Origin of the sequence: Alteromonas sp. LMIT006 (assembly GCF_024300645.1) — a bacterium.
In the GTDB taxonomy this organism is placed as follows: Bacteria; Pseudomonadota; Gammaproteobacteria; order Enterobacterales; family Alteromonadaceae; genus Opacimonas; species Opacimonas immobilis.
In genome coordinates this window covers 510,850-528,729 of the sequence record NZ_CP101291.1, presented here as the reverse complement: position 1 = coordinate 528,729, position 17,880 = coordinate 510,850, and the positions used below count along the sequence as shown (strand labels likewise).

At 45.5% G+C, this 17,880-nt stretch carries 23 protein-coding genes; 7 read left to right on the top strand and 16 right to left on the bottom strand.

Features of this window, described 5'->3' with window-relative positions; translation table 11 throughout:
* Window positions 1-97 precede the first annotated feature (97 nt).
* Entirely contained in the window at window positions 98-856 is a 759-nt protein-coding gene (gene fkpA, locus NLG07_RS02460) for an FKBP-type peptidyl-prolyl cis-trans isomerase (protein WP_254856132.1), read from the bottom strand.
* A 209-nt stretch (window positions 857-1,065) separates the two neighbouring features.
* Between fkpA and NLG07_RS02455 the strand changes: the two genes are divergently transcribed.
* Window positions 1,066-1,332 (top strand): GIY-YIG nuclease family protein, encoded by a 267-nt coding sequence (locus NLG07_RS02455; protein ID WP_254856131.1) that lies wholly within the window; start codon window positions 1,066-1,068, stop codon window positions 1,330-1,332.
* Here the strand turns inward: NLG07_RS02455 and NLG07_RS02450 are convergent.
* Entirely contained in the window at window positions 1,329-1,595 is a 267-nt protein-coding gene (locus NLG07_RS02450; RefSeq protein WP_254856130.1) for a hypothetical protein, read from the bottom strand. The two genes, NLG07_RS02455 and NLG07_RS02450, sit on opposite strands and share 4 nt — an antisense overlap.
* 342 nt (window positions 1,596-1,937) lie before the next feature.
* Here NLG07_RS02450 and NLG07_RS02445 point away from each other — a divergent pair, with 342 nt between their 5' ends.
* Window positions 1,938-2,150, top strand: coding sequence for a SlyX family protein (locus NLG07_RS02445; RefSeq protein WP_254856129.1), 213 nt, complete (start codon window positions 1,938-1,940; stop codon window positions 2,148-2,150).
* A 23-nt stretch (window positions 2,151-2,173) separates the two neighbouring features.
* Here NLG07_RS02445 and NLG07_RS02440 read toward each other — a convergent pair whose 3' ends face one another.
* Window positions 2,174-2,380: a YheV family putative zinc ribbon protein gene (locus NLG07_RS02440; protein ID WP_254856128.1), complete on the bottom strand. Its 207-nt coding sequence runs from the start codon at window positions 2,378-2,380 to the stop codon at window positions 2,174-2,176.
* Between the two features lie 129 nt (window positions 2,381-2,509).
* Between NLG07_RS02440 and NLG07_RS02435 the strand changes: the two genes are divergently transcribed.
* The 4 genes from NLG07_RS02435 to NLG07_RS02420 are packed head-to-tail and all read left to right on the top strand — an operon-like array spanning window position 2,510 to window position 6,235.
* Entirely contained in the window at window positions 2,510-4,462 is a 1,953-nt protein-coding gene (locus NLG07_RS02435; RefSeq protein ID WP_254856127.1) for an ATP-binding cassette domain-containing protein, read from the top strand.
* Window positions 4,459-4,977, top strand: a complete 519-nt coding sequence (locus tag NLG07_RS02430; protein ID WP_254856126.1) for a TIGR02444 family protein — start codon at window positions 4,459-4,461, stop codon at window positions 4,975-4,977. The genes NLG07_RS02435 and NLG07_RS02430 overlap by 4 nt, the downstream gene beginning before the upstream one ends.
* The gene (locus NLG07_RS02425) at window positions 4,977-6,014 is read left to right on the top strand and encodes a hydrolase (protein WP_254856125.1); all 1,038 of its coding nucleotides are present in this window, start codon (window positions 4,977-4,979) and stop codon (window positions 6,012-6,014) included. The genes NLG07_RS02430 and NLG07_RS02425 overlap by 1 nt, the downstream gene beginning before the upstream one ends.
* Window positions 6,011-6,235 (top strand): YheU family protein, encoded by a 225-nt coding sequence (locus NLG07_RS02420; RefSeq protein ID WP_254856124.1) that lies wholly within the window; start codon window positions 6,011-6,013, stop codon window positions 6,233-6,235. Before NLG07_RS02425 ends, NLG07_RS02420 begins: the two co-directional genes overlap by 4 nt.
* On the opposite strand, the gene cysQ is transcribed toward NLG07_RS02420, so the two are convergent.
* Together cysQ and nudE are read right to left on the bottom strand one after the other, a co-directional pair.
* Window positions 6,219-7,034 carry a 3'(2'),5'-bisphosphate nucleotidase CysQ gene (gene cysQ / locus NLG07_RS02415; protein ID WP_254856123.1) on the bottom strand — a complete coding sequence of 272 codons (816 nt, stop codon included), beginning with the start codon at window positions 7,032-7,034 and terminating at the stop codon, window positions 6,219-6,221. The two genes, NLG07_RS02420 and cysQ, sit on opposite strands and share 17 nt — an antisense overlap.
* Before the next feature lie 7 nt (window positions 7,035-7,041).
* Entirely contained in the window at window positions 7,042-7,608 is a 567-nt protein-coding gene (gene nudE, locus NLG07_RS02410; RefSeq protein ID WP_254856122.1) for an ADP compounds hydrolase NudE, read from the bottom strand.
* Between the two features lie 89 nt (window positions 7,609-7,697).
* Between nudE and yrfG the strand changes: the two genes are divergently transcribed.
* The gene (gene yrfG, locus NLG07_RS02405; protein ID WP_254856121.1) at window positions 7,698-8,375 is read left to right on the top strand and encodes a GMP/IMP nucleotidase; all 678 of its coding nucleotides are present in this window, start codon (window positions 7,698-7,700) and stop codon (window positions 8,373-8,375) included.
* Here yrfG and NLG07_RS02400 read toward each other — a convergent pair.
* The 11 genes from NLG07_RS02400 to gspE form a co-directional block, all read right to left on the bottom strand.
* Window positions 8,372-9,370, bottom strand: coding sequence for a diguanylate cyclase (locus NLG07_RS02400; RefSeq protein ID WP_254856120.1), 999 nt, complete (start codon window positions 9,368-9,370; stop codon window positions 8,372-8,374). The two genes, yrfG and NLG07_RS02400, sit on opposite strands and share 4 nt — an antisense overlap.
* Before the next feature lie 95 nt (window positions 9,371-9,465).
* Complete coding sequence (locus NLG07_RS02395; RefSeq protein ID WP_254856119.1) at window positions 9,466-10,230, bottom strand: type II secretion system protein N; 765 nt, start codon at window positions 10,228-10,230, stop codon at window positions 9,466-9,468.
* Window positions 10,227-10,706 carry a type II secretion system protein GspM gene (gene gspM, locus NLG07_RS02390; protein ID WP_254856118.1) on the bottom strand — a complete coding sequence of 160 codons (480 nt, stop codon included), beginning with the start codon at window positions 10,704-10,706 and terminating at the stop codon, window positions 10,227-10,229. Before gspM ends, NLG07_RS02395 begins: the two co-directional genes overlap by 4 nt.
* An 11-nt stretch (window positions 10,707-10,717) precedes the next feature.
* Window positions 10,718-11,920 carry a type II secretion system protein GspL gene (gene gspL / locus NLG07_RS02385; RefSeq protein ID WP_254856117.1) on the bottom strand — a complete coding sequence of 401 codons (1,203 nt, stop codon included), beginning with the start codon at window positions 11,918-11,920 and terminating at the stop codon, window positions 10,718-10,720.
* A 2-nt stretch (window positions 11,921-11,922) separates the two neighbouring features.
* The gene (gene gspK / locus NLG07_RS02380) at window positions 11,923-12,981 is read right to left on the bottom strand and encodes a type II secretion system minor pseudopilin GspK (protein ID WP_254856116.1); all 1,059 of its coding nucleotides are present in this window, start codon (window positions 12,979-12,981) and stop codon (window positions 11,923-11,925) included.
* A complete protein-coding gene (gene gspJ, locus NLG07_RS02375; RefSeq protein ID WP_254856115.1) occupies window positions 12,978-13,613 on the bottom strand; it encodes a type II secretion system minor pseudopilin GspJ in 636 nt (211 codons plus the stop codon). The genes gspK and gspJ overlap by 4 nt, the downstream gene beginning before the upstream one ends.
* Window positions 13,613-14,032 carry a type II secretion system minor pseudopilin GspI gene (gspI, locus tag NLG07_RS02370; RefSeq protein ID WP_254856114.1) on the bottom strand — a complete coding sequence of 140 codons (420 nt, stop codon included), beginning with the start codon at window positions 14,030-14,032 and terminating at the stop codon, window positions 13,613-13,615. Before gspI ends, gspJ begins: the two co-directional genes overlap by 1 nt.
* Window positions 14,029-14,643 carry a prepilin-type N-terminal cleavage/methylation domain-containing protein gene (locus NLG07_RS02365; protein WP_254856113.1) on the bottom strand — a complete coding sequence of 205 codons (615 nt, stop codon included), beginning with the start codon at window positions 14,641-14,643 and terminating at the stop codon, window positions 14,029-14,031. Before NLG07_RS02365 ends, gspI begins: the two co-directional genes overlap by 4 nt.
* Before the next feature lie 3 nt (window positions 14,644-14,646).
* Window positions 14,647-15,084, bottom strand: a complete 438-nt coding sequence (gene gspG / locus NLG07_RS02360; protein ID WP_303049223.1) for a type II secretion system major pseudopilin GspG — start codon at window positions 15,082-15,084, stop codon at window positions 14,647-14,649.
* Between the two features lie 5 nt (window positions 15,085-15,089).
* Complete coding sequence (gspF, locus tag NLG07_RS02355; protein WP_254856111.1) at window positions 15,090-16,319, bottom strand: type II secretion system inner membrane protein GspF; 1,230 nt, start codon at window positions 16,317-16,319, stop codon at window positions 15,090-15,092.
* Between the two features lie 3 nt (window positions 16,320-16,322).
* Window positions 16,323-17,879: a type II secretion system ATPase GspE gene (gene gspE, locus NLG07_RS02350; protein WP_254856110.1), complete on the bottom strand. Its 1,557-nt coding sequence runs from the start codon at window positions 17,877-17,879 to the stop codon at window positions 16,323-16,325.
* Window position 17,880 lies beyond the last annotated feature (1 nt).

Here is a 17,880-nt window from a genome sequence, read left to right as displayed (position 1 = left end):
TAAATTTAGAATTAGTATAGACTAAAAACGATTAATTTATATACGTTTACTAGAAAAAGGGAGTGCTAAGCTCCCCCTTAAGAGATTGGTAAAAGTGTTACTCGTTTGCAGTCGCCGGTTCTGCATCGACCACATCAATTAATTCAACTTCAAAAATCAACGTTGAGTTAGGTGTAATGTTACCGGTAGCACGAGGGCCATAAGCGAGTTCAGATGGAATGTAGAACTTATATTTGCTGCCTTCTGACATCAACTGAACCCCTTCAGTCCAACCCGCGATGACACGGTTAAGAGGGAAAGACGCTGGTTCTCCACGCTTGTATGATGAATCAAATTCAGTGCCATCTAATAAGGTACCTTTGTAATGGACTACGACCGTGTCGGTTGCGGCCGGTTTAGTGCCTGTTCCTTCAACGAGTACTTCATACTGAAGACCTGATTCCGTGGTGACAACGCCTTCTTTTGCGGCGTTCTCAGCTAAAAACGCTTGGCCTTTAGCAATATTGTCTTCCGCTTGAGCACTGGCAAGCGCTTCTTGTTTAGTGCGCACTTCTTGATCAGCATTGCGAATAATGGTTTGCATTTCTTCCATGCTTAATACGGATTGCTCAGCAAGTCCATCTAAAAAGCCGCGACGTAACGCGTCTTCATCAAATGGTAAATCTAGCTCTTCTAACTGCGCTTTGCGTGACAATGCAAACGCACCCATGCTTGAACCTAGCGCATAAGATTGGCGCTGCACGTCCGTGGTTAATTCGATTGGCGTTTGGGCTTCTTCTGGCGCTTTAGTTTGTTCGCCACAGGCCGTTAACCCTAATACAGATAAGGTGGCTAACGCCACAATTGAACGTTTCATTATAGGAATTCTCCGTTGAGTGTATGTGATCAACTAGCCAGCATTGGCTATCGTCGAAAAGATACTACGCAATCTACTGTAAAATCAGGCAGATGCCAACACCTGAGCCTAAAAATCCTACTTCTGGCCTGGTTATTAAGTGCTTGTTCAGTTGCCTCTAAAGTAATCGATGCTTTGACAAGTGTGAAAGAGTCGCGCATGATGCGTACATGAAAAGTGCGCAGATCAAAACTTGGTACGTCTATCTTTTGCAGTGTGAAAACGACATGTTGTACTGTGGCTCAACTAACGACTTAGAGCGACGTTACGCCCAACACTGCGCTGGGAAAGGCGCGAAATTTACTAAGATTAATCGGCCCCTAGAACTCTTAGCGTATCGGGAGTTTCCTGACCGCAGTGCTGCCTGCAAAGTCGAAGCGCAGTTAAAAAAAGTGCCTAAACACCGCAAGATCACTTGGTTAAAAAAAGATGGTTAATCTCGTGAGTAATGATTTTTGCTCAAATAATTGACAGGCTCTCGTAACAAGTCCAACCATTTAAACGGCATATCATTAGATGCAATGAACAGCACTCGAAATGGCGTATTAGCGTGAATTGCTAACCAACAAAAGCGGTTAATCACCATCAATAAGCCACTACACAAAACAAAAAGTATAAAGCCGTAGCCATCAATATAGTATTGATAAATTCCGCACACGATGATTAGAGGCAGTAAGATTTGTGTACGAACAATATTCATTTTGCATGCATATCGAATATCATTGGCGAGAATGTCTCAGCAACAGTCAAAAGACATACGCTTTTTGTAAACCGTCACGACGAATAAACAGATAACAAAAAAGGCAACTTGACCGACAAAAAATAAATATCTTGGGTTATCGAAGATAAAATGAAAGTATCCCACTAATGTGGATAACAAAATTAACGCGGATGTCCCTATCTGCAGTTTGCTCGAGGAGCTTTCATATTGCATAATTGAAATCAAAGCAAAACACTACAAGATTTTGATAATCTCTTACTTTTGTTTTTTTGGCAATATTAACGGCCTAGTTTTGTAAGTTATACGACTAAAGTGAGACAAATGAACTCATTAGAACAGAAAATAATAGATTTAGAAACTCAATTAGCGTTTCAAGAAGATACGATTGAAGCGCTCAATCAAGCATTAGCGTCACAGCAGAAACAACTCGATGATGTGCAATTTAAGCTCAAACATGTACTAGACAAGGTCAAAAGTATGGAGCCAAGTAACATTGCATCGGCGAGTGAAGAAACCCCGCCGCCGCATTACTAACAATTAGCACCTCGATGATGAGGTTAGGGTTTAAATACGCCAATTACATCTGCGGTATTTTGGCCGGCGCTTTCTACGTCGGTTTGTGATTGAGTGTCTTTGTAATCACATTCAACGCACTGTAACTTTTCGACGTTATTTTCAAAATACAACATGATGGAATCTTGGGCTTTGCAATGCGGACAAGTGGCTCCGGCGATAAAGCGTTTACGTGTTTTTTCTTGTGACATAAGGTTTAGTTGGTAGTAAATAAGTTTCGCATTATTTTAGTACGCTCATTATACGCAAATGCATCATAAAATCTTTGCGAATTTAGTGGTAGAATGCGCGCCTAAAGATATTATGATTTATCCTGTAACATGATCAAACTGACTCAAGTCTCGTTTATGCGAGGCGCCGAAACACTGCTCGAGCCGTGTAGCATCGATATTTTTACCGGACAAAAATGCGCTATTATCGGCGCCAATGGCTGCGGTAAATCGTCTATGTTTGCCATGCTTACCGGTGGACTGGCGCCTGAGACTGGTGAGTTATCCATTCCCAAACAATGGCGCATGGTCTCCGTTGCACAGCATACCCCGCAGACTGCACTAAGTGTTTTGGAGCACACCATTCAAGGTGACAAAGTATTGAGTGACTTGCGGGCTCAGTTGGCGCAAGCGGAAGCGGCTGATCACGGAGAAGAAATCGCACGGTTACACGACGCACTCGCCAGCGCTGGGCATTATGATGTCGAAGCGCGAGCCGCGACTATCTTGTCGGGATTAGGTTTTAGTCAACAGGCGCTAGCACAACCGGTCAATGATTTTTCTGGTGGGTGGAAGATGCGCATTAATTTGGCCCAAGCTCTTTTATGTCCGTCGGATCTGCTCTTACTCGATGAACCGACTAACCACTTGGATCTAGACGCAGTTATCTGGTTAGAAAAGTGGTTACAACGATATGCGGGCACCTTATTACTGATTTCACATGATAAACATTTTATCGATGCCATTGCCGATCAAATTATCAGCTTTGAACAGCGTCAGCTGAAGACGTATACCGGTAACTATAGCGCTTATGAAAAGCAAAAAGCAGAGCGCTTGCGCCTACAAAGCCTAGAATACAAGAAACAACAAGCGCACATTGCGCATTTAGAAAAATTCATCACTCGCTTCAAAGCCAAGGCCAGTAAAGCTAAACAAGCTCAAAGTCGTGTGAAGCAGCTCGAGCGCATGAGTTTACTGGCGCCGGTACAGGCCGAAAACCCATTTAGTTTCGCTTTTGCAGAGCCTCAAGCCTTGCCTAACCCACTGGTGCAAATGCGCGATATTCAAGTCGGCTACGGTGATAAGGTCATTTTGAAAGAGGTCCAGCTTAACCTGGTCCCGGGCAGTCGCATTGGTCTATTGGGTCGCAATGGTGCAGGTAAATCCACTTTGATTAAGTTATTAGCGAATGTTCACGGTCCAATGCAAGGTGAGTTTACGACGGCTCAGGGCTTGGATGTGGGGTATTTTGCTCAGCATCAGGTGGACACACTTGACCCCGAAGCCAGCGCATTGTTACATTTACAACGCTTAGATGAGCAAGCCACCGAACAGTCGTTGCGAGATTTTTTGGGTGGTTTCGGCTTTCAAGGTGACCAAGCAACACGCCCGGTGAAGCCTTTCTCGGGAGGTGAGAAAGCCCGCTTGGCATTAGCCATGATTGTTTATTTGAAACCAAACTTATTATTGTTGGATGAGCCAACCAACCACTTGGATCTGTCGATGCGCGATGCGCTGAATTATGCGCTGCAAACCTTTACCGGAGCTATGGTGTTGGTAGCTCACGACCGAACGTTATTAGAGAGTGTGTGTGAGGACTTTTATCTCGTTAATGCCGGCTCTGTCGTCCCGTTTAAAGGCGATTTGGACGATTATACACAATGGGTCTTACAAGAGGCGAAATCCGATAAAGATGCAGATAAGACACTCTCGTCAGATAGTCAAATCACCGAGGATGAACGCCCGAAAATTCTGGATAGGAAAACCCAAAAGCGTCTTGAAGCCGAATTTCGACAACGTACCAAACCCCTTCGCGATGCCATCACTCGCAACGAAAAGATAATGAATTCTGCTCAAACACGCCTAAGTGAAATCGAAAATACATTATTGGATACCAGTTTATATAATGCTGAAAACAAGGCGCAATTAACTGCCCTATTGCAAGAGCAAGGGGAGTTGCAACTAAACGTCAATGAAGCAGAGGAAGCTTGGTTTACTGCACAAGATGAGCTAGAAACGCAACAAGGGATTTTTGAAAAACAATTACATGAGGAGTTGCTGTGATCATTGTTGATTTACAACACGCATCAGACTCGTTGTGGGCTTATTGTTTGGAGCGCTATGATTACCCTAATGTAAAAGAGTACTCACTCACTTGGCAAGATAAATATAATGGTAATGTAAATGCTGTTTTTGCTTTATTATGGGCACAGCAAAGTGGCGTACTAATGCGCGCATTGGATGCCCCTAAATGGCAGCATTTGGTTACACAAACTCAACATGTGTTAGTCGATCCGATTCGTGAACAACGCAAGACCATCACGGATAAATCCTCCCCATACTATGCGCTGTTATTGCAGGATGAGTTGGATGCCGAACGACGTCAGCAACAGCATTTTTTGCAATACATCATGACCTTGCAAGAACCTAGTCCTGCATTACAGAGTCATTCGCATTTTATTGACTACATTGATTGGCACTGCACGACGCAGTTGCATTCATCGAGGTTTAGCGAAGGTATTGAGCACGCCAAACAACTCGCGTCAATGATTACCGCTGTTGCGAAAGGCTATCATTAATGGCGGAGTTGTATTCGGCGTCAGTCACATCACATCAGACAGCGTTTGGGCACATCACACCTTTTGCGTTCACAGCGCCCTGGTGGGCCAAAAATCGACATGTGCAAACGATTTTTGGGCGTTACTTTGGTCAGCATCCAACGATTGCTTTTGAGTCTGAACGTGTCGAGTTAGACGATGGCGATTTTATTGATTTGGCTTGGGCACACAAACCAACCAAGTGCCAAGGCCTGGTTATCTTGTTTCATGGATTGGAGGGCTCTAAGGACTCACATTACATCAAACATGCAGTGCATGTCTTTTCACAACAGTATCATTGTGTGGTGATGCATTTTCGTGGGTGCAGCGGGGTTGCTAATCGAACCCCTAGAGCGTATCACTCCGGTGAAACCAGCGATGCCAAAACCATTATTCATTTGCTACAAAGCCGATATCGTCATCAACCAATATATGCAATCGGTTTTTCCCTGGGTGGCAATATGTTGTGCAAACTCAACGCCGAATATGCCGATCAAAACCCGCTCAGTGGCAGTGTTGTGGTGAGTGCGCCGTTACGGCTCGATGCGTGTGCTAAAGCTATTAATCAAGGCTTTGCCAAAGTTTACGAGCGCCGTTTATTACGCAGTATGCAAGCGAACTTGAAACAAAAAATGCAAACCATGGATTATATGGGAAAAGTACGCGTTGAGGCACATGAGGTCGAGCAACTAACCAGTTTTGAATTATTCGATGAAAACGTTACTGCGCCATTACATGGCTTTACTGGGGCACAAGATTATTATGCAAAATGCTCTGGGCTTGGATTTTTGCATGCTATTGAAAAGCCGACCCTGGTGATCCATGCTCAGGACGATCCGTTTATGAACGCAGATGTCATTCCCAAAGCACATCAACTCAGCGCATCTGTGGCGTATGAAATGAGTCAAAATGGCGGGCATGTGGGTTTTTTTACGGGGCCTCCTTGGCGGATCAAATGCGATCACCTCGCCTTGCGCGCACTGGACTTTTTTACTGAAATAGGTGAAAAAAAACCATGATCGTACCGTGGCAAGAGATCTCAGAAGACACATTGCATCGTCTTATCGAAGCGTTTGTGTTGCGTGAAGGCACTGATTACGGGGAGCACGAGATCCCTATGGCAGACAAAGTTCTGCAAGTGCGCATGCAGTTAGAGCAAGGCACGGTGGTGATTGTCTACTCAGAGTTACATGAAAGTATTAATATCATCCCGAAGGAGAAACTCACACGTAGTAATTAACTAAGGCTTCCCAATCGACAGATTGATCACCTAACACCATAAAGTTTGGGTTTTCTAAAGATTCACGTTGGTTGTAGGTAATTGGCTCAAAATCGACATTGACAATACGACCACCGGCTTCGTTGATGATGCATTCAGACGCACCCGTATCCCACTCGCCAGTGACACCCAAGCGCATAAAAAAGTCAGCTTTGCCTTCTGCGATGAAACAGGCTTTTAACGAGCAAGACCCAGTGGGTAAGGTTTGATAGGTACGAGAATTATCTAAGCGGCGCAAGACGTTTTCACGTTTTTGACGGCGGGAAATGGCTACCACCACAGGCTCTTCAGCGGGCGCAATGAATTGTTTGACATGAATTTGCTTTTGTTCAATGGCGCAAGATTTGTAAGCGCCTTCGCCTTTGACTGCATAATATAAGCTTTCTCCTGCGGGCCAATATATGACACCAATGACAGGCTGGTTGTTTTCAATTAAGGCTATGTTCACAGCAAAATCGCCGCTGCGAGCAATAAACTCTTGGGTACCATCAATCGGATCGATCAGCCAATAACGCTCCCAATCGACTCGGTCAGCCAGGGCTAAGTGTTCGGTTTCTTCCGACATGATTGGAATATCAGGCGTCTTGGTCTGAAGAATGTCCATAATGATTTCGTTGGCTTTGTAATCAGCGCTGGTAACTGGCGATTCATCGTCTTTGGCGTATTCTTCAAAGTCACCGCTGTCATATATTTCTAAAATAGCATGACCAGCTCGTTTGGCGGCATCTTGGGCGATGGCAAGTAAATCAAGGTATTGCATAGGACTCTCAGTGGTGCTCCCGTAATAGTTTATCGACCATTAATAGCGCAACGATACTGCGGGCTTCGGTAAAGTCTTCGCGGGCGAGTAATCCATTGATGTCGGCAATTGGCCATTTGACCACTTCAAGTGGTTCTGGCTCGTCGCCTTCTAGGGACTCTGAATACAAATCACGGGCGATTAAAATGTGCATCTTGGCGTTAAAAAAGGTGGGTGCCATAGATACTTGCGTTAAAAAGCGAATGTCGTTAGAGCCGAAGCCGATTTCTTCTTTGAGTTCTCTGTTGGCCGCTTCTTCTGGTGCTTCACCTGTATCAATTAAGCCTTTAGGAAAACCCAATTCGTAGCGATGCGTGCCAGCGCCGTATTCGCGGATCAGCAAAATGTGCTCTGGATCCGCAAAAGGCACTACCATCACTGCGCCTCGCCCGTGACCAGCCATTCGTTCAAACTCACGGGTTGCACCGTTGGAGAACGTTAAGTCGACCTGCTCGACCGCAAAAAAACGACTTCGCGCAACAATCTTGCGCTCAGTGATAATGGGTAAAGGCTTATTTGGGTCAATCTCTGGCATAGGCGTAATTGGCGAGAAGAACTGCTTTTATTTTTTTCAATGTTGATATAATCATACCGTTTTTTTATGTTAATGGTAAGTAACTTTTTATGGCAAAACTGAATTGGTCAGAGATAGAGACGGTACTTTTAGATATGGATGGTACGCTGCTTGACTTGCATTTCGATACGTTTTTTTGGTTAACGTTAGTACCACAAAAAATCGCCCTTAAGCACTCAATATCCCTTGAACAGGCTAATGCAGTAATGGCTAAAGAGCTTGCCAAGGTGCAAGGACATATTCAGTGGTATTGCTTGGATTATTGGAGTGAATTGCTCGATTTAGACATCGCGACGATGAAATACGAGGTGGAACACCTAATTGCTCTGCGTGAGGACACATTACCGTTTCTGGATGCGCTCAAACAATCTGGTCGTAGAGTTATCTTGTTGACTAATGCCCATCAAGGCAGTTTATCACTAAAACTTGAGCGCACAAAACTCGATGAACACATCGATGAAATTGTCTCGACGCATCAATACGGCGTTCCGAAAGAGTATCAATCTCTGTGGCAGAAGGTGCATCAAGATTATGGATTCATCCCAGCAAAGACATTATTTGTTGATGATAGTGTGCCGATCTTATGCGCGGCACAAAAATACGGGATTGAACATTTGCTCGGTGTCGAGAACCCTGACTCACAAAAACCACATAACGTGATTGATGCCTTTCCATCTGTGAGCGATTATCGAGTATTACTTTCTGATATTACTGAACATACTGTCTAGTGTTGTTGTCGAGCATTTTCTCCTGCAACACCTGAAATGGTGTCTAGTTCGGCCATACAGTAGCGGTTGCGGCCATCGCGCTTAGCACTAAACATCGCATCATCAGCCGCTTGGAACAGAGATAGGGCACTGTGACCTGGCGATGGATAGACGGTCGCGACCCCTAGACTGATACTCAAATAAGCATTGCTCGGAGAAAGTTTGTGGTTGATTTTGGCATCGCGAATGATTTTGAGCATTTGTTCGGCTTTTTGTACTGCTCCGAACGCATTACAATCGGGTAATAACAACACAAATTCTTCGCCGCCAATTCGCGCGAAAATATCAGCTGTCCGATTGGAAACCCCTTCAAGCAGTCGAGCTACATTGATTAAACAGTTGTCTCCCTCGGCATGACCATACGCTTCGTTGTATTCTTTAAAGTAATCTATATCAACTAAGATCATCGACATCTGATGGTGGTAACGGATGCAGCGGGCCCATTCACGTTGCAGAACTTCATTGTATTTGCGCCGATTGGCAACCTGGGTAAGAGGATCATAAAAGGCCATTGCCTCTAAATATTGAGATTGTTCTTTGAGACGGATATGAGTTTGAATACGTGCCTCAAGTTCTTCAAGCTGAATCGGCTTAGTCACATAATCCACGCCACCTGCATTGAAGCCTTTGGTTTTATCAAGAGTGCTATCGAGACTCGACAAAAATATAACCGGAATACCCGAGGTGGATTCTTCTGCTTTGAGCCGTTGACAGACCTGATAGCCATCCATTTCAGGCATAATGATATCAAGTAAAATCAAATCTGGTTGTGGGAGTTGTTTAACTAAGCATAATGCTTCATGTGCTGAGGACGCAAAAATCACAGAGAAATGGCCTGATAGACCATTTATAATCAAATGCAAATCAATAGGACTATCATCGACTACGAGCACTCTGTAAGTACGGTTATTCACGTTATTTGAAAATGCACAGAGTTTGTTACCATATAAATCCATATCAACACACACTTTATGTTCCAATGTTGGAAGTATTGACCCAGATCTTAGGTTTCGCAAATTTTAATATTAAGTTATGTCCTTTCAGCACCCCTTTACCAAGTGAATTGGGTATAGCCGTCGTTTCCAGGTTGCCCAAGAAAACGACCTACTGCTTTGATTTCATTAGGCATATCTTCAGGTATGTTAAAGCGACCATTCACTCGCAACGACTGTAAATCGCGTCCAGAGGCGACAAAACTCAAGTTCAATGCATTCGGCTCAGCCACATCAATGGTTAAGTTTTGGTCAGAACAACCAAGCGTTGCATTAAATGTTCCCATTTCGACCAAGCCTGAAGGGGCTAACACTTGGGCATTGCGCCATTGACCCGTACCTGAAATGGCTTCGCAAAGTACTTGCGTTGCGTTCATCTGTACCGAGGCGTCGGCTAATTTGACCTCAACCGGGCCTTTGGCCAAGACCTTCATCGGTAAATTTGCACGATTCAAGATTGTTTGTGCGGGCATGCGAATAGTCATATCAGATAACGCAAGATGTTGCTTAAACAAAGACATGACCGCATTGCCTTTAAGATAGACCTGATTCGTTTCTCGAATATTGCCCACATGTAATTCTAATCCGACTTTTCCAGTCAGTAAACGCCAAGGCGACAAAGACCAGCGCACAGAGGTTAACTCAGTATGGACGACGCTAGCACGCTGGATTTTACCGTGCCAAATACTACCACTGACGCCAAACAGTTGTAAGTTTGCTGGCAGATCCAAACGATACACAAGCTGTTTAGCAGGAAGTGTGGCCAGCAAACACACCACAAAAAATAGCGTTCCGATTAGTCCCCAGACGACCTTACGAGTCATTTGCCAAGCTCCAAGCGTCGTACTTTAACCATTCCCGGAGCATTCCCTTCGGTGACATCAATTTGCAGAATCTGCGCACCGCGTTCTTCAATTAGTGCTAACCAGCTCATGAGTTGGTTAAACTCGACTTCGTCGATAAATACTTGAACTTCTTCGCCCCGAGGTTGAATGCGAGTGAGCGTAATTTGGCGTTGACTAGCGGTTTGATTCACAACTTGAACCAAGGTGCCTTCTAATCCTCTTGAAGCAGAATCATTGGCGGGTAGACTGCGTACTTTGCGTTGTTGTTGTGCTACCCAAGTGGCCAGACTCTCTTGTTGCTGTAAGCGCTTGGCTTGGTCCGTCACGGCTTGATTCACCGGTTGCCAAATCAACCAATACACCGCGCCAAAAGCAATGACGACGCACATCACTTTGAGGAGGAATTGGTCGCGCTCAGATTGTTGTTCGAACCACTGTTTTAATTGCAAGAGCATGAAAAAACCTTTTAACTTTTGATGATTAGCGCACCGATGACGCGATTATTTTGATTGTTAATAGCACCTTGCGTCACCGTGTAACCGGCTTCGGAAGCTTTGTTTTTGAAGCGTTCTAATTGACCAAAATTATCCGCTACCGCTTGCATGCGAATTTCCCCTCGTTTGTGATCAAAACGAATGGATTGGGCTTTAATATTGCCGGCTGCAAAGGCCGTTCCCAAGTTGCCAAGCATCTGAATACCCGACACTGCACCACCGCTGTTCTCGCGTTGCTGCACATAACGGGTGATCGCTCGTCGCGGGTCGCGATAATTGCCAAGACCTGGAAAACTCTGCGCTATATTGGTTTTGATAGACGTTTGCAACGCATCGTTTTGTGCCTTTAACTCCGTGTATTGAAAGCCTTTATTGGCGAGCGCCAACCCAAAAGCGAGCGCCACTATCGCTGCAGTATTGCGCCAATATAACCAAGTCGTGTTCGACGTTGCTTTCACTTTATAGGTTTGTTGTAATAAATTACACTCAGGTGAATCGCTATGTTGCGCCAAAATATGAATCGGCAGTTCAAGTTCGGCATCGTTGATTGTGACAGGAACAGGTAATGTGAAGGATTGTTTCAACTCCGCAGTTAATGTCCTTGCTTCAGTGAGCTCTGGATGCTGCTGGATATAGCCTTGCAGGGTCATCCCCATCCACGATCGTTCCCCCGTCATCCCTTGCCATTGTCCGTGGCGCCAGAGGATTTGATCGTCAAGTTGCAAAAGACTCAAAGCATCTGGTGAGGCAGGCAATGCCAGTACATCGGGGACCATGGTATCGCACACAAATCCCGCTTCAGATAACCAAGCTTGCCATTGTTGCATTTGTTCATGACTGACTAAAGCTAAAGTTTGCTCGTTTTCTATGCGGGGGCCCAGTGCAATAAAGTGCTCATCGACATCAGAGGCCATATCGTCTTCTAACATAAAGCCAATCGATGCCATGACTTTGCGTCCAGCATTGGGAGGCAAGGAGACTGCAGCTAAGCGTACGGCAGAACTATCGACAATCGCTCGCACGGGACGCCCACCGGCGCGTTCGTGTAAAGTGCTTAACTGCTGCGCATCTGGCAAAATCCCTGAGGCGAGAATCTGACTTGACGCACTGTCCCACATGCCCCAATAAACAGGCTGTTCTGCGCGAGCGCCAAGACGCAAAATAAGTTGTTCCACGATTAAAATCTCCCAAATTTGCGATGCACAACCGTCAGTTCATTATCGTTACTTACGCGCAATAGACTGCTGAGGAAAAAACGACTCTGATCGTATTGTGTTTCTGTACGCAAAGTAAAATATTCTGTGCTAATTGTAAACCATGCTTGCATCATTGGGTCGAGTTGCAAGGTGTTGAGTAGCGGTTCATTAAAAAAGGCTTGGATGTCATCATAGCCATCTTCAGGACGATTGCTGATGAGATTTTGCGCATCCGCTTCCGTTATATTGAGTAACGCACTGAGTAATAACGCATCTTCTTCCGTTAAGGTGTTGATGTTGACAGTCATCATGTGCTCATTGGGAATGACGCATACATACTTGAGTAATTCAGGTAGCCAAGCGATATCCACGCCATTAACCAGGCGCAACTCGGAGATATCAGCCAAAAAGCGATTTGCCGCCAAGTAGGGAAACGCTGTACCGCGATAGGTTTCATCTTCCGCGCCAAGTTGCCGAGCTTGTGAATCCTCATCAATAAAATCCAGCAGACTATCTCGCACCACCTCAGCATTGTAGGTATCGTTGCCATTGACTCGTCGCACTAATTCGGTAAATGCTTGGGCCAAATCACCAACACTAGTCGTGCTAGTTCCATTGGACTGAGTGGAAGCTTGTTGAGCCGGTGCTGTAGATGTTGTGGGAGTAGACGATGCGGACGCTGAACCCGTTGTCGAGCTGGAAGCGGAGGCGGATATTAAGGCGTTAATATTAAAACACGCTTGGGCATCTTCAAGTTGTGCGGTGATCATGCCGTTTTCAATTGGAAAGGTAATGGGCTCAGCCCATGGCTGATTCAGGTGAATGATGCCATTACTCAAACTGAGTACTTCCTTCATCGCAATTGTGGCATATTGTTCTGCCCCTAAGGCAAACCATTGGGCTTGATTTTGGGCTTTGATGTTGGCGGTGCGCTGCCCTTGCAATTGTAAGGAAACGCCCATCTGCATGGCAATAATGCTGACTAAAGCGACGATAAATAACACCACTAGCAAGGCCGCGCCGCGCTGATGTCGGATCATGAGCTTACTCCTTGCGGCAAAATAGCAAATTCACGGCGAATTTCACCAAAGGTTTCAGAGGTGATGACAATCGCAATGCCACGAGGGAGTTGTTTACCTGTGAACTGTTCTTCCCACTGGATTTCATTGCGATTGTTGGTGCCAATGGCGAACTCAAATATCAAATTAGACACATTAGGTAATAACATCCGGGTTTGCGGTTCGGTGTTCGTCACATTGTCAATAAAAAATGTATAGATCCGTTCCAGCTCATTACTGCCGTTAAGACGATAGCCAACGCCTTGGAGGTTGGAACGAGGCTGGCGTTGTAATGGATTGGCCCAGCCGTTGCGGGTAAACAAAATACCATCTGCTAGGGAGTCGGCAACACCATTTCCCCCTTGAATCACGACTTCATTGTCTTGACCTGACAGACGAGGCGCTAAAGCAATAATTTGAGACATATCTCGTTCGATCACCATCATACTGCGCTGGAGCATTTCTAGCTCTTGCATTTGGGTATCCGAGGCTTTGGCAGAATCAATCACGCTACTCAAAACGGTACTTGAGGCCACCGCAATAATGGCAAGAATGGCGACAGCCACCAAAATTTCGATTAGGGTAAACCCGTGATGTCGGCCTTGCACAATCATTACGAACGTTCCACAGGTGGGGTAAAGAAGGTCACAACATCGGTAATGGTTGTTTTCATATCGGAATCAAGGCTGACCCAGACTCGAACTTGAACCATATCGTCCACTTCGGTTTTGCTCACATCTTGACGCCAGTACCAAGTCCTATCGAGCATTGTCATCTCACCCTTAGCATTTTTTTCCAAAGGCCAACGACGTTCGATATGGATTTGATTGAGGCGGTTATTGGCAACATACGTGGCAACCGTAACGTCTTTGATTTGACTCACGCCCGTTAAATTATCACTGGTCGCTTTCAGTACAGCAACACCGGTTAAGCCAAAGATCAACAGCGCAACCATGACTTCAATGAGCGTCAAACCACGTTGTTTCTGCTTAGATAAATGCGTGTGTTTTGGGAGGCGTCGGCGTGGATTCACAGGATATCTTCCTCGTCATACTCCATGATCAATGGCAAAAAGCCTTGTCCTTGTACTTGTATTGCCAAAGGTCGCGCATCGCCAAACTGCTCACCTAAATAAGAAAATTCGACAGCAAAATCACCAATTTCGCCACTGGGATACAAAAATAACTCAGGCGGTGGTGGTGGTTCGTCTTCTGGATCGCCAATCTGCACGCCAGCACTGCTGACCGAGAGTTCTTCGTCAAATAAACTACCAGAGCCTAAAAATGAATCATCGTCTAACCAAGCTAAACCGTCTAGTTTTACCTTAAATGTAAACCGTTCAGGCATGGCGTAGGCTTCCATCCATTGTGCTCCTTCAAGAGGCAGCCATTCTTCACTATCAGACAACTCAACGAAACTATAGGTGAGCGTTTCTTTGTTCAAGCGCACCCCAATTAGAGTTTGATTAAGTACCGCAAAATCAGATGCAATCGCAAGTTTGGCAGCAAACCGTTTAGCTTCTTGTTCAAGTTGTTGCGCGGGCTCTTCACGTAGCGGATTGACGACAATCATGCTTGCGACCATACCCATGACGAGCAGGACCAGCATGATTTCGATTAACGAGAATCCGCGACGAGCGTGCATGGACTATTTTAAGTAGTCGTTGAGATTCCAAGTACCGATATCATCATCAGTGCCTGGCTCACCATCTGGACCATAGGAAAAAATATCGACCAAGCCAACTTCTCCTGGACTGATCAGCTGATAATCATTACCCCAAGGATCTTGAGGGAGACGTTTGATAAAACCTTGCGCAGGATAGTTGCGTGGCATGGGATCAATCTGAGGCTCAGATACCAAAGCTTCCAGCCCCTGTTCGGTGGTCGGAAAAATATTGGTTTGTAATTTATAACGCTCGATTGCGCTTTCCAAAGATTGGATATCGACCGCGGCTTTTTTGAGTTGTGCGGTTTCTTGGTTACCCAAAATTTGAGGCGCGACGATTGATGCCATGATCGCGATGATCACCAGCACTACCATAATCTCAATCAAACTGAAGCCACGGGCGTGGCGCAAAGAGGATATGTTCATTACAAATTCACCATACTGTTAAGAGCTAAAATAGGTTGCAAAATGGCAAGGACGATAAATAAAACAATCGTCGCCATAAAGACAATTAAAAAGGGTTCAAACACTTTAAGACTGATATTGACTAGACTTTCAAATTCGCGATCTTGGTTATCTGCCGCTCGGGCAAGCATCCCTTGTAACTCGCCAGATTTTTCACCCGCAGCAATCATATGCATCATCATCGGTGGGAATATTTTGGTTCGCTCTAGAGACGCTCGTAAACTAGCCCCTTCTTTAACTTGCATCGCCGCTGCCCCAACTTCGCGTTTGATGAAGCGATTGGCAAGCACATCTGAGGCAATGCGCATGGCTTCTAATAATGGCACAGCACTGGCGGTCAAAATTGATAATGTGCGAGCAAAGCGAGCTGTATTTAAACCGCGATTGACTCGACCAATCAAGGGAAGTGATAAAATCCATTGATGATAACGCAATTGAACATGTGGAATAGAGAGTAGTTTACTGACGATTAATCCAATAATAAGTAGAAATACGGCAAATAAAATGCCGTGGTTTTGCACAAATGCACTGATGTCCATCAAGATCTGCGTCATTGTAGGGAGGTCTTGTCCCATGTGGTCAAATTGCCCGACAATTTTGGGCACAACAACGGTCAGTAACATGATGACAATACCCAGTGCAAAGACCATCATAATCACTGGATAAACGAGCGCTTGGATAATTTGCGATCGGGTCTTTTCGCGATTTTCAGTATAATCGGCTAAGCGTTCTAACACGGTATCGAGATGCCCTGATTTTTCACCTGCTGCCACCATGGCCACAAACAAATCATCAAATATCGATGGAAATTCTCGCAGTGCATCAGCTAGAGTATAGCCCTCAACGACCCGCGAGCGCACAGCCATAAGCATTTTTTTGTGACGTGTTTTTTCAGCTTGTTCAGCCACAGCGAATAAAGATTCTTCAATGGGCAGGCCAGATTCAACCAAAGTGGCAAGTTGTCTCGTTAACAGGGCAAGTTCTGCTGCGCTGATGCGGTGACGAGTAATCAGGCGACTAAGATCAAATGAGGAAGCGTTTGCCGGTGTCTCTTTGACTTGTTCAACTTCCACAGGAATGAGTTTTTGTTCACGCAGTTGCGCTCGAATTTGCCTTGCGTTATCACCTTCGAGAACGCCTTTTTTGGTTTTACCCGCTAAATCTAAAGCTTCATACGCAAATGCCGCCATGGCTTATTCCTCTCGCGTGACGCGTAAAACTTCTTCAAGCGAAGTGATGCCAGCAAGGATTTTATCGCGGCCATCTGCACGAATCGATGGGTTGGTTTGGCGCAAGTATTTTTCTATGGCTTGTTCGCCCTTACCATCGTGAATTAAGTTCCGGATGGTTTCATCGACCAAAAGCATTTCATGAATGCCGGTACGGCCTTTATAACCGGTGTGATTACATGCGACACAGCCAACCGGTTTATAAATTACCGTGCCCACTCGAGTACCATTGAGCAAAGCGGCTTCTTGTTCGTTGATCGGATGCTCAGTTTTGCACTCATCACATAAGGTGCGGACTAAGCGTTGTGATAAAACACCAAGCAAGGAGGAGGAAAGTAAAAAGGGCTCAATGCCCATGTCCTCTAAACGAGTAATGGCACCGGCCGCTGTATTGGTGTGTAGTGTCGACATCACAAGGTGACCGGTTAATGAGGCTTGTACAGCAATTTGTGCGGTTTCTAAATCACGGATCTCTCCGACCATGACGACATCTGGGTCTTGACGCAAAATCGCCCGTAAGCCTCGAGCAAAGGTCATGTCGACTTTTGGATTGACTTGGGTTTGACCAATACCTTGAATATCAAACTCGATTGGATCTTCAACGGTCAGGATATTGCGATCTTTGGCATTGATTTCAGTTAATCCAGCATACAAGGTCGTAGACTTACCTGAACCGGTTGGACCGGTTACCAAGATGATGCCGTGGGGCTTGCGGATCAGCCCTGAAAAAATCTCGCGATTGCGTGAGGTCATGCCCAAATCAGTGAGGTTCAAGCGCGCGTTGTTTTTGTCTAATAAACGCAATACGACGCGTTCGCCGTGGCTAGATGGCATCGTGGATACCCGTACATCGACTGCACGACCGCCAATTTTTAGCGCAATACGACCATCTTGAGGGACGCGCTTCTCAGCAATATCCAAACGCGCCATAACTTTGATCCGCGACACCAACATAGTAGACATCTTACGGTTGGGTTTGAGAATTTCACGTAATACGCCATCCACTCTAAAACGCACGACAAGTTGGTTTTCAAAGGTTTCGATGTGAATATCTGATGCGCCTTCTTTAATCGCTTCGCCAAGAAGTGCATTGATCAACTTAATAATCGGTGCATCGTCTTCGGTTTCCAATAAGTCTTCGGTTTCGGTTAGATCTTCTGCCAAAGCAAACAAATCAGATTCGTTACCCAAGTCTTCCATTAACTGCTTGGCTTGAGAAGAATCGCGTTGGTACATGCTGGTGAGCAATTCTTCAAAGCGCTCGGCACCGATTAACTTGAGATTAAATGGCAGGCCGTACACTCGCCGTACTTCTGCTACGATTTGCGGCGCCGTGTTATGTGTGACATACACATCGGCCAGCGCATCATCGCTGGTTTGTGCCGCTATCGCATCGAGCAAAATAGTATGTCGCTTAGCAAAACCAAAACTCAGTGTTTTGGCCTCAGCACTTACTGGCGCAGCATCTTGAGACGCTAATGGCTCTGGCGATTCTGGTGCATCAACTAAAGCATCAGTCATG